Genomic DNA, 11,234 nt, shown 5'->3' on the forward strand with positions numbered 1-11,234 from the left:
CGTGCGGTCACGGTGACGGATGGCGTGCGCCACCTCGTCCGGGACAATTATTTAGAAGTCCGCATCCACCGCTCGCTTGAAACCGATGCCATTGAAGCCTACAGCGGCCGTGGGTTGGACATGTACCGCTTCGGAGAAGAGTCAATATTTGTCTCGGAAGCCCTGAAGGAGGCATTCAAAGAGGTCAGTCCGCAGGGATTGCGCTTCAGTTTGGGATTCTCGGAGTTCGCTGCCTAAGTAGACTCTCTAATTCAAGAAAACGGTCGGAAGGTAAACGCGCTCCGTTCAGTTGAAGGAGGGTATGATTTTAGGATGAGACACGAACAACACACCGGTCTTGTTATTTGAAACCATTACAAACCCCTTTGATTGTCGTTACCAGTTGCTTTTGCGGGGCGAGACCTTTGTAAGGTCGTTCGCAGGCTGAGACAGCCGGCGGCGAACGGGTAGCGCGTGGCAGCAGGAAGCCGCCGCGCATTGCCGGCATTTATTGCCATCAACCCTAATCAAAGGAGCTATGTCAAGCAACCAAACAGGAGAATTCGCCGGCAAGGTGGCGTTTATTACGGGCGCTGGTACCGGCATTGGCCGCGCCACGGCGCTGGCTTTTGCCCAGCAAGGAGCCTGCGTGGTAGCCGCCGATATCTCGGCCGAAGATACCCAGCAAACCGTGCGGCTGATTGAGGCCGGCGGCGGCCAGGCCCTGGCCGTCACGTGCGACGTGCTGCACTCGGCCGACATTCAGGCGGCGCTGCACAAAACCATCGAGCACTTCGGCCGCCTCGACTACGCCTTCAATAACGCGGGCGTGGAGCAGGAAAAAATGCCCATCGACGCCATCGAGGAGGACGAGTGGGAGCGCATTGTGAATACGGACCTGCGGGGTGTGTTCCTGTGCATGAAGTACGAGTTGCCGCTGCTACTTAAGCAGGGCGGCGGGGCCATCGTCAACACCTCGTCGGGGGCGGGCGTGATGGGGATTCCCGGGCAAGCCGCTTATTCGGCGGCCAAGTTTGGCATCATCGGCCTCACCAAGTCGGCGGCGCTGGACTACGCCAAGCACAACATCCGCATCAACGCCGTGTGCCCCGGCTACATCGACACCCCGATGATGGACCGCTTCAGCGGCGGCACCCCCGAAGGCCGCGAAAAAATCAACGAGGAAGAGCCGATTGGCCGCGCCGGCAAGCCCGAGGAAATCGCCAGCGCAGTGCTCTGGCTGTGCTCCGACCTGGGCGGCTTCACCGTGGGCCACGCCCTGGTGGTGGACGGCGGCCAGACGGCCTAACCTCCCTTTTCGCTGCGCCGCCCCGGCGTACGAACGGTACCGTTCGTACGCCGGGGCGGCGCAACCTTTTTACCAGACAATCACTCAACCTGCTATGATACAACAACCCAATACTATTGCCCAGCCCCCAAAGCCCGCCTGGAACGCGGTGTTTGCTCTGGCCCTGGGGGTAGCGGGCCTGATTACCTCCGAGTTTCTACCCGTGAGCCTGCTCACCCCGATGGCCCGTGACCTGGCCATTACAGAAGGCCTGGCCGGACAGGCCATTTCGATAACGGCGGTGGTAGCCATGGTAGCCAGCCTACTTATCGCCGTGCTGACCAAGGGCCTCGACCGGCGCTGGGTGCTGCTGTCGTTTTCGGTGCTGCAGGTGCTGTCGAATGCGCTGGTGGCCTTTGCGCCCAACTTTCTGGTGCTCACCATCGGGCGGGTGCTGCTGGGGGTGGCCATTGGCGGGTTCTGGGCCATGTCGGCGGCCGTGGCCCTGCGCCTGGTGCCGGCGAAGGACGTGCCCAAGGCGCTGTCCACCATTTTTGGGGCGTTGTCGGTGGCTACGGTGGTGGCCGCGCCGCTGGGCAGCTTCCTAGGGGGGCTTTTGGGCTGGCGCCTGGTGTTTGAGATGGCCGCCGGGCTGGGGGCCCTGGCCTTTACCTGGCAGGCCCTCACCTTGCCGGCCATGGCCCCCGACCAGCCGGCGGGCCTGGGCACCCTGGTGCAGCTGCTGAAACGGCGCAGCGTCTGGCCCGGCATGCTGGCCACGCTGTTCGTATTCATGGGCTACGCGACGTTTTTCACCTACCTGCGGCCTTTTCTAGAAACCGTAACCGGTGTTACTGTCAATACCTTAACCACGATGCTGCTCGGGTTTGGGCTAGCCAACCTGGCGGGCACGGTGCTGGCCCGGCACCTGCTGAGCCGCAGCCTGGCCCGCTCGCTGGTGCTCATGCCGCTGCTGATGGGCCTGGTGGTAGCGGGGCTGGTGCTGTTTGGCCGGCAGCCGGTGGTGGCGTCGGTGCTGGTAGCCTTTTGGGGCCTGACGTTTGGGGTAGTGCAGGTGGGCTGGCCCACCTGGCTGACCCGCACGCTGCCCGACGAGGCCGAAAGCGGCGGCGGCCTGCAGGTGGCTACTACGCAATTGGCCATCACCATCGGCGCGGCCGTGGGGGGGCTGCTCTTCGACCTGACGGGCGCGGTCGGGGTATACGTGGGTAGCAGCGTAATTACCCTGCTGGCCGCACTGGTGGCCTGGCTGGCTTTCCGGAAGGCGACTACCCGAGTGGTCGCGGCGCAACCTATGCCGGCTGAACTGGTGGCTCGCTAAATGCAAGTGGCCCGATGCATATAGCGGGCCACTGAATCACCTCGCTGGACCAGTTCGTTTACCAAAAAAGGCCTCTTGCTAGCAAGCAAGAGGCCTTTTAGTGTTTTCTAATACAAAGCCCTACGGGCGGTCTAGCCGGTACAAGCGGCCCTGGTCCGTGACGGTGTACAGGGCCCCGTCCGTGCCCTGGGTCACGTCGCGGAAGCGCTGCCCTTCGCTGGCCAGCAGCCGTTCTTCGCCCACCACCCGGTTGTTGTCGATGACCAGGCGCAGCAGGTGCTGGCCGCTGAGCGCGCCGATGAACAGGTTGTTCTGCCACTCGGCGATGCAGTTGCCGGTGTAGAAGGCCATGCCGCTGGGCGACACCACCGGGTCCCAGTAGTACACCGGCTGCTCCAAGCCCTGGCGTTGCGTTCTGCCGCTCCCGACGGGCTGGCCGCTGTATTCCAGGCCGTAGCCAATGGTGGGCCAGCCGTAGTTGGCGCCCGCCTGGAGGCGGTTGAGCTCGTCGCCGCCGCGGGGGCCGTGCTCGCTTTGCCACACCTCCCCGGTGGTGGGGTGAATGGCCAGGCCCTGCGGGTTGCGGTGGCCGATGGAATGCTGCTCTACCTGCACCAGTTCCACGAGGTCGAGCGCATCGAGGCCGAAATCGGGCCGCGTGGCTGGCCGTGGCTGCCGCTTGTCCGTGGCCGGGGGCAGCAAGCGCACGGCCTGCTGCCAGACAGTTTCCCGCCAACTGGTAGCTAGCATAAGCGCATTGTCGAAAGTGAGATCAAAACAGCGGGAAGCTAGGCGCTGCCGTTAGCCACTGTGGCTAAGTCGATTAAACATTTAAAGTTGACCCCGGCCCGCCTGCCCCCCTGTGCCCGCACGATGGGGCCCCGGAGCCAGCCTAATCGGGCGCGGCGGCGCTAGGGCTGCACCTCAAACGTGACGGTCACGTTGCCCCGGCCCAGGGCCGTGGCCAGCCCGGCGGGGTTGTCGAGGCGCCCCATGCGGGTGTAGCGGTACGAGGTCGAAAACGTTTCGTAGAAAATTACCAGCGTGTTGAAGCCGTAGAGCAGCAGGTCGCCCGCCTGAATTGTGCCGGGGTTAACGGCGCTGGTGGGCAGGCCTTGGGGCAGGTCGCAGTACTTCTCGTTGCCGTTGAGTTCCGTCATCGAAACGGTGAGGGGTAGGCGGGCCACGAAGGCGGTATTGGTCGGATTGTCAAACAGCGTCGCGGTGAACGTATCGGAACCAACCCGAATGCGAAGTTGACGGCTCATAATGGGCAAGGTGGAAATGTCCGGTTCGGGGGTATTGCTTTTGCAATCTTCAGCCAGCACCAACAGGAGCAGAAAGGACAGCAAGAGCAGCCGGGGACGTTTCATGACGTAGGAATGGATGCTGTGAATGGGCAATACAAAGCCGCCCGCCGGCTTAACCAGTAGTCTTACAGCATTCAACGGACTATGTATGCATCTCAAAGGGCCCCGGGCTAGACCCCGGTGGCCAGGGGCCCCAACGACCGTCATGCGGCGTAAAAGCAACGCATGACGGTCGGTTGTTGGACCGTAAATCCGGGGGCGATTACACGGGCTGGCTCATCGCGGCCAGTACCTTGTTAGGCGTCATGGGCAAATCGCGCAGGCGGCGGCCGGTGGCGTGAAAAATGGCGTTGCCCACGGCCGCAGCGGTGCCCACAATGGCAATTTCGCCGATGCCCTTCACGCCCAGCGCATTCACGTAGGGGTCGTGCTCGTCGATGAATTCCACCGTCAGGTCCGGGATGTCGGCGTTGACGGGCACGTGGTAGTCGGCCAGGTTGGCGTTGGTGTAGCGGGCCAGGTTCGGGTCGCGCACGGTTTGCTCCATCAGGGCCGCGCCGATGCCCATCGTAGCCCCGCCAATCACCTGCGAGCGGGCCGTTTTGGGGTTCAGAATGCGCCCGCCGGCCACCACGCTTACCCACTTGGTTACGCGGATGGTGCCCAGCTCGGGGTCCACGCGCACCTCGCAGAAGTGGGCCCCGAAGGCGTGCATGGCGTGGCCCCCGCCATCTTCCTTGCCGGCGTCATCCGATTTGGCTGGGCCAGTGGCTAGGCCCGTCTCGTAGCCCGCGCCATATTTGCCCTGGCCAAAGCCTTCGACGTCAGTCATGTTGCCGCGCTTCATCAGGGCCGCAAACTCCTCGCCTTTGCTCGGATTCGCCTTGAGCTGCAAGCGTCCTTTCACCACCGCCACATCGGCGGGTTTGGCGCGGAAGAGCGGTGATTTGGCGTCCATAACGGCCATTTTGGTGAGCTTCTGCCACAAGTCCTGCGCGGCCGTGTACACCGACGAGGCGAACGTGCCGGCCCCCATCGAGCCGCCCGAGATGTTGGTGGTCGGCAGCACCGAGTCGCCCAACTCGAAGCGCACTTTGTCGGGCGCCAGGCCCAGGCAGTCGGCCGCTACCTGCGTGATGACGGTGTAGGTACCCGTGCCCAGGTCGGTGGCCGCCACCTGCACCACGGCGTGGCCGTCGGCGTAGAGGCGCACCCGGGCATTGCCCTGCGAGTTATTAACCGGGTAGGTGGCCGTGGCCATGCCCCAGCCCACGAGGTACTTGCCGTCGCGGGTCAGGCCGTTTTTGGGGTTGCGCTTGCTCCAGCCAAACAGCTCGGCACCGCGCTCGTAGCACTCTTTTAGGCTCTTGCTGCTCCAGGGCTTGCCCGTGCTCGGGTCTTTGTCGGCGTAGTTGCGCAGCCGAATCTGCACCGGGTCGATGCCCAGCTGGTAGGCCAAATCGTCCATCGAGCTTTCCAACGCAAACGAGCCGGGCGCTTCGCCGGGGGCCCGCATCCAGGTGGGCGTCATCACGTTGGCCCGCGCCAGCTTGGTGGTGGCTTCGAAGGCCGGGCACTGGTAGAGCATGCCCATCATCTTGCTGTTCGACTCGGCGTAGTCGTCCCACTGCGAGGTGGTGGACGTCTTTTCGTGCAGCAGCGCCAGCAGCTTACCTTCTTTGGTGGCGCCCAGGCGCAGGGTCTGCTCCTGGTCTTCGCGGTGGCCCACGCTGGTAAACATCTGCGGGCGGGTAAGCACCAGCTTCACCGGCCGGCCCACCGCCTTGGCCGTGAGCACCGTGAGCACGCTGTGGGGCCAGATGGGCCCCTTGCAGCCGAAGCCGCCCCCTAAGTACTTGGTTATCACGCGCACCTGGTCCTGTGGCAAACCCAGGTAGCCGCTCAGGGCGCGCTGCTGCCACGAGACGCCCTGCGTCGCGTCGTAGACGGTGAGTCGGTCGGCGGCCTCCCAGTGGGCGATGGTGGCGCTCGGCTCCATCGGGTTGTGGTGGTTGGTGGCGTGGGTGTAGGTGGCCGTCACCTGGGCCGGCGCGGCGGCGAAAGCTGCGGCGGCCTTGCCGCGGCGCTTGGTGCCCTCGGCATCGGCATCGGGCTTGCCGCCGGGGTTGAAGAGCTTCGCTTTGGGGTCCTGGTACGAGGCCACGGGCGCTTCCGGGGTCACGGTCACGCGCAGCTTGGCGGCGGCGTGCTGGGCGTGCTCCAGCGTATCGGCCACCACGATGGCCACCGGCTGGCCGGCGTAGAATACCTGGTCCGATTGCAGCGGCATAAACGTCATCTGCACCGCCATGCCGATGGCTTCCTGGCCTTCTTTGGTTTCCGCCGTTTTGGCCGGCTTGGGCAAGTTCTGGTGGGTGAGGATGGCCAGCACGCCCGGCTCGCGCTGGGCCGCGCTGGCGTCGATGCTGGTCACGCGGCCCTTGGCCACGTCGCTGGTTTTAACAACGGCGTGTACCAACCCGGGCAGGTGGTTGTACTCGGCCGAGTACTTGGCGGCGCCCGTCACTTTGGCCCGGCCATCGACCCGGCTCAGGGGCTGGCCCACGGCCACTAGTTGGGGGGGCGTTTCGAAGAAGGCTGTTTCGGTATCCATACTAAGAATTACTAGCTGATAAATAAGGAGATAGCAGCTGGCTAAACCCCCGCCACTTGCTGCAAGGCGCGCACCAGCGTGTTCTGCGCCAGCTCCACTTTGTAGGCGTTTTCCTTGCGGGGCTGGGCCCCTTGCAGCGCAGCAGCGGCGGCGGCCTTAAACGTGGCTTCCGTGGCCGGTTGCCCTACCAAAGCCTTTTCGGCTTCGCGCGAGCGCCAGGGCTGCGCCCCTACCCCCCCCAGCGCCACGCGCGCCGAGCGGATGGTACCACCCTGCACATCGAGCCCCACTGCGGCCGAGGCCAGCGCATAGGCGTAGCTGCTGCGCTCACGCACCTTCAGGTAGGTGGAGCGCTGGGCGTGGGCCGCGGCCGGAATTGTCACGGCCACAATCAACTCGCCGGGCTCCAGCACGTTTTCCTTTTCCGGGGTTTTGCCGGGCAACAGGTAAAACTCGGTGACGGGCACCTGGCGCTGCTTGCCCTTGGCATTCTCCAGGGTCAGCACGGCGTCGAGCGCGGCCAGGACCACCGACAAGTCGCCGGGGTAGGCGTTGGCAATGCAGGTATCGCTCACGCCCAGCACGGCCAGGTTGTGGTTATCGCCCGTCAGGGCCGGGCAGCCCGAGCCGGGCACGCGCTTGTTGCACGGAAAGGCCTCGTCACGAAAGTAGCCGCAGCGCGTGCGCTGCAAGATGTTACCTCCAATGCTGGCCATGTTGCGCAGCTGCGGCGAGGCCGCCAGCAGCAGCGACTCCGACACGGCCGGGTACTGCGACTTCACCAGCGGGTTCTCGCCCACGGCGTTCATGCGTTCCATCGCCCCGATGCGCAGCCCGTCCTTGGTTTGCTCGATGCCCTTGAAAGGCAGCAGGTTGATGTCAACCAGCTGCGGGGGCTCCGTCAGGTTGGCCTTCATCATATCCAGCAAGGTGGTGCCGCCGGCAATGTAGGCGGCCTGGGGCTGGTCCTTGAGCCGGCCGGTAGCTTCTTTGGCCGCAGTGGCCTGGGTGTAGCTGAAATTATTCACAATGTTAGCCTTTAGTGGGTTGGCCAGCTACTTCGCGCACGGCGGCCAGAATGTTGGGGTAGGCGCCGCAGCGGCAGATGTTGCCGCTCATCCACTCGCGGGCCTGGCCGTCGGTGGTGGCGTGGCCTTCCTTCACGCAGGCCACGCCCGACATGATTTGGCCCGGCGTGCAGTAGCCGCACTGGAAGCCGTCGTGCTTGAGGAAGGCCTCCTGCATGGGGTGCAGCGCATCGCCCTTGGCCAGGCCCTCAATGGTGGTTATTTCCTTGCCTTTGGCCATCACGGCCAGGGTCAGGCAGGAGTTGACGCGCTGGCCATCGACGTGCACGGTGCAGGCGCCGCACTGGCCGTGGTCGCAGCCTTTTTTGGTGCCGGTCAGGTCCAGGTACTCGCGCAGGGCGTCGAGCAGCGTCACGCGGGGCTCCAGGGTCAGGTTGCGCACTTGGCCGTTGATGCTGAGCTGCAACGGGCTGGCCCCCGACACGACGGGATTGACCGGGGCCAGCTTGCCAGCCAGCGATTCGGCCTGGCTGGCAATGGGCGAGGCTAGGGCAAAACCCAGGATGCCGCCGGCTTGCTGCATGAACGTGCGGCGCGAACCGTCATTCGGCCGCGCCGCCTCGGGCTGGGCGTCAGGGAATAAATCAGACATGGGATAGTGACTAAATAACAAGAAAATTTCCCCCCAGGCGAACCGCGCCGGGGCGCCGCCCAAGGGGCTATTTGGCGGGCAGCAACTCATCCATTCTGCAGGAATAAGCAAAGGACTGTGAAGAGTATACGCGGGCTATTCGTAAAGGTATTGGCCCCTTATCCCCTCGTTTATACAACTTTCAACTGGATTAGTACACTTTTCGAAGAGTGCACACCCCGAGGCAAAAAGGCCCCTACTGGGTGGCCGGTACCCGCGCGCGGCGAAACGTGAGCGGCGTGAGGCTGGTGTGCTTCTTGAAGAAATTGTTGAAGTACGTGGGGTACTCAAAACCCAGGCTGTAGGCAATTTCGCCCACGCCCCAGTCGGTGTGGGCCAGCAACAGCTGGGCTTCCATTACCAGGCGCTCGTTGATGTGCGTGCTGGTGGACTTGCCCGTGACCTCCTTCACCATGGCGTTCAGGTGGTTGACGTGCACGGCCATGCGGTCGGCGTAGTCGCTGGCCGATTTGAGCACCGGCTCGCGCAGCTGCGCCGTGATGGGAAACTGCACTTCCAGCAGGTTTTGAAACAGCGCCGTGATGCGCTCGGCGGCATTGGCCGCCGCGTGCTGGGGCGTGGCCGGCTCGAGGCGGGCGGCCTCGTGGATGATGATGGAGAGCTGGTTGCGCAGCAAGTCTTCCTTGTGCGCGTAGTCCGACTCCAGGTCGCGCCGCATGCGGGTGAAGGCGTCGGTGAAGTAGCGCACCTGCTCGTTGTTAAGGAAGTAGACGGGGTTGCCGTCCACCTTGTACAGCACCAGGTCTTTCAGGCTCACCCCCCGCATCGACGAGTGCAAAAACGACTCGGAAAAGCAGCACAGGTAGCCCTGCTGCTCGTGGAAGCCCGCGGGCACCTCCCAGGCATACGGAATCAGGCGGTTGGTGAACACCAGCGCGGGCCGGTCCACGAGGTAGCTGCGGTTGGCATAGTGCAGCTCGTTGGTGCCTTCCAGCACCAGCACCACCTTGAATTTATCGCGGCGGTTGAAATTGCTCAGGCCGCAGCGCGCCTCGTGCATGGTCAGCACCTCCACGTCTTCGCCGAGGTGGTAGCGGGAGGGCTCGGTGAAGGCGCGGGAGTCGGTCATGGGGTTGCTTAACGCTTTGGCCAGCAAGCGGCGCTGGTGCGCGTCCTCTGCCAACGGCGCGGGCTGCGGTTTGGTTTTAGCCATGGGATGAACGGGTTAGGGATTGGGGAGCAGCAGCTTGCTGGAGGCCGGCTACTTAAACCTGTTGTACTCCTGGTCGGTCACGGCCCGGCCCCAGTCCACGATGCCCTTCTCCGTGTTGACGTTGAGCGAGATATGCGTCATGCCTTGCTGGGGCGAAGCGCCGTGCCAGTGCTCCACGCCTGGCTGGGCCTGCACCACCTCGCCCTGGCGCAGCAGCCGGATGGGCTGGCCCTTTTCCTGGTAGTAGCCCACTCCCTCGGTGACCAGAAGAATCTGGCCCGCCGCGTGGGTGTGCCAGTGCGAGCGGGCGCCCGGCGTGAACGTGACGTTGCTGCTGGCGCAGTTAAAAGTCGGGGCGTCTTTCACCAGCGTCGCCACATAAACCACGCCCGTAAAGTTGGCCACCGGGGCCCGCTCGCCCTTCTGAAAGGGGCCGCTTAGGGGCCCGGCGGGCGCTTTCGGCGTAGTCTGGGCGAAGCTGGCCAGGCCGATGCCAAGGGCCAGGGCGGTGATTAGGGCAAAGCGTTTCATAAGAATAAGCTATGGGTGAAAGGAGAGCGGAAGAGGTGTGTGGCTTACTTCTGGTTAGTCGCCAGCACTTTAGCCAGTACGGCGCGGGCGGCCTCGGCCTTGGGCTGGCCCACGGCCGCTTCGCAGAGCCCGATGAGCTGCCGCAGCTGCGCTTCCGTGAAGCCCACGTGCCGGGCCGCGCCGAGGTGAAACTCCAGCATCGGCTCGACGCCACCCAGGCTCACAAGGGCCGCCACGGTAGCCAGTTCCCGCTCCTGAAACGTGAGCACGTCGCGCTCAAAAAGGTCGGCAAACAGGTGCTCCTTTAGGAACACGTCGCTCTCCGGGCTGAAGGCGTTGGCCCCGGTTTTGGCCCCGGTTTCGGGCTTGCCGGTAAGCTGCTCCAGGTTCTTTTTGCCGCGCTCGTACTTGGGCGCGGTGCTGGTGATGGGCGACGCTTCTTTGCCCATCACATCATTTAGGCCCTTGGCCTTGCGCTCGTCCAGCACGTTCATCAGGGTATTGATACCACTTAGGCTGCGTGGAAAGCCGCAGTAAGCGTACAGGTGCACCAGTACCTCTTTCGCCTCGTTCACCGTCAGCCCCGCGTCGAGGCCCTGGCTTAGCACTGCGTGCAGGCGGGGCAAATTGCCGGTGGCGGTGTAGGCCGAAACGGTTACGAGGGCTTGCTGGCGCACGGTAAGGGGGGTAGACGATTGGGCGGAAGTAGTCATAGATAGGAAGAGAAGGAAAATGGCCAGAAAAGCGCGGGCCAGCAGCCGGGGGTGCTCCATAGAATCAGAATTAATACACTCATTATCAGTGCAAACAGCTGGCGGGGCTGATAAATAGAAACGGGTTACCCGTGCGCGGCCCGGTATTCCTCGTCCGTCACGGGTTCGAGCCAGTCGGCCACGCCCTGGCTGGTGGCGGGGTTGATGGCCAGGTGCGTAAAGAGACTATCGGGGGCCGCGCCGTGCCAATGCACGATACCGGGCGCAATGCTCACCGCGTCGCCGGCTCGCAGCAGCTGGGCGGGCTGGCCCTTTGCCTGGTAGTAACCCCGCCCTGCCGTCACAATCAGAATCTGCCCGGCGGGATGCGAGTGCCAGTTGTTGCGGCAGCCCGGCTCAAAAGTCACGTCGCCTACGGTGCAGTCGGTGGGGTTATCGCCGGCTAGCATCGTCACCCAGGCCGTGCCCGAGAAGTATTCAGCCGGGCCGCGCTTGGTGCCGGCCGGGGAAGAGGAGGGGGTGTGAGAGGCGTCGCTCATGGTCGAAGGAGAAAGGATAAGTGGG

Annotated in this window: 11 protein-coding genes and 1 pseudogene; 3 read left to right on the forward strand and 9 right to left on the reverse strand. The window is 63.9% G+C overall.

The window, feature by feature from the left end; all coding sequences use genetic code 11:
* From EAH73_RS23090 to EAH73_RS12520, 3 genes are all read left to right on the forward strand, one after another.
* The coding region (locus EAH73_RS23090; RefSeq protein ID WP_161599529.1) for a hypothetical protein at nt 1-237 on the forward strand (237 nt) is incomplete at its 5' end.
* Between the two features lie 280 nt (nt 238-517).
* Nucleotides 518-1,288: an SDR family oxidoreductase gene (locus tag EAH73_RS12515; RefSeq protein ID WP_140467036.1), complete on the forward strand. Its 771-nt coding sequence runs from the start codon at nt 518-520 to the stop codon at nt 1,286-1,288.
* A gap of 94 nt (nt 1,289-1,382) precedes the next feature.
* Nucleotides 1,383-2,609, forward strand: a complete 1,227-nt coding sequence (locus EAH73_RS12520; RefSeq protein ID WP_140467038.1) for an MFS transporter — start codon at nt 1,383-1,385, stop codon at nt 2,607-2,609.
* 120 nt (nt 2,610-2,729) lie between these two features.
* Here EAH73_RS12520 and EAH73_RS12525 read toward each other — a convergent pair.
* The 9 genes and pseudogenes from EAH73_RS12525 to EAH73_RS12565 form a co-directional block, all read right to left on the reverse strand.
* Nucleotides 2,730-3,215 (reverse strand): annotated as a pseudogene (locus tag EAH73_RS12525) (PQQ-dependent sugar dehydrogenase); the annotation flags it as partial.
* A 305-nt stretch (nt 3,216-3,520) separates the two neighbouring features.
* Nucleotides 3,521-3,877 carry a cyclophilin-like fold protein gene (locus EAH73_RS12530; RefSeq protein ID WP_240047230.1) on the reverse strand — a complete coding sequence of 119 codons (357 nt, stop codon included), beginning with the start codon at nt 3,875-3,877 and terminating at the stop codon, nt 3,521-3,523.
* 304 nt (nt 3,878-4,181) lie between these two features.
* Nucleotides 4,182-6,533: a xanthine dehydrogenase family protein molybdopterin-binding subunit gene (locus EAH73_RS12535; RefSeq protein ID WP_140467044.1), complete on the reverse strand. Its 2,352-nt coding sequence runs from the start codon at nt 6,531-6,533 to the stop codon at nt 4,182-4,184.
* Between the two features lie 41 nt (nt 6,534-6,574).
* Nucleotides 6,575-7,561 carry an FAD binding domain-containing protein gene (locus EAH73_RS12540; protein WP_140467046.1) on the reverse strand — a complete coding sequence of 329 codons (987 nt, stop codon included), beginning with the start codon at nt 7,559-7,561 and terminating at the stop codon, nt 6,575-6,577.
* A gap of 4 nt (nt 7,562-7,565) precedes the next feature.
* On the reverse strand, nt 7,566-8,213 hold the full coding sequence (locus EAH73_RS12545; protein ID WP_140467048.1) for a (2Fe-2S)-binding protein: 648 nt from the start codon (nt 8,211-8,213) through the stop codon (nt 7,566-7,568).
* A gap of 235 nt (nt 8,214-8,448) precedes the next feature.
* A complete protein-coding gene (locus EAH73_RS12550; protein ID WP_205012997.1) occupies nt 8,449-9,426 on the reverse strand; it encodes a helix-turn-helix domain-containing protein in 978 nt (325 codons plus the stop codon).
* Between the two features lie 48 nt (nt 9,427-9,474).
* Nucleotides 9,475-9,957: a cupin domain-containing protein gene (locus tag EAH73_RS12555; protein ID WP_140467050.1), complete on the reverse strand. Its 483-nt coding sequence runs from the start codon at nt 9,955-9,957 to the stop codon at nt 9,475-9,477.
* Nucleotides 9,958-10,001: 44 nt separating this feature from the next.
* Nucleotides 10,002-10,670 (reverse strand): carboxymuconolactone decarboxylase family protein, encoded by a 669-nt coding sequence (locus EAH73_RS12560; protein ID WP_205012998.1) that lies wholly within the window; start codon nt 10,668-10,670, stop codon nt 10,002-10,004.
* Between the two features lie 125 nt (nt 10,671-10,795).
* Entirely contained in the window at nt 10,796-11,209 is a 414-nt protein-coding gene (locus tag EAH73_RS12565; RefSeq protein WP_140467054.1) for a cupin domain-containing protein, read from the reverse strand.
* Between the last annotated feature and the right edge of the window lie 25 nt (nt 11,210-11,234).

It is taken from the genome of Hymenobacter nivis, from assembly GCF_006439025.1.
Lineage (GTDB): Bacteria > Bacteroidota > Bacteroidia > Cytophagales > Hymenobacteraceae > Hymenobacter > Hymenobacter nivis_A.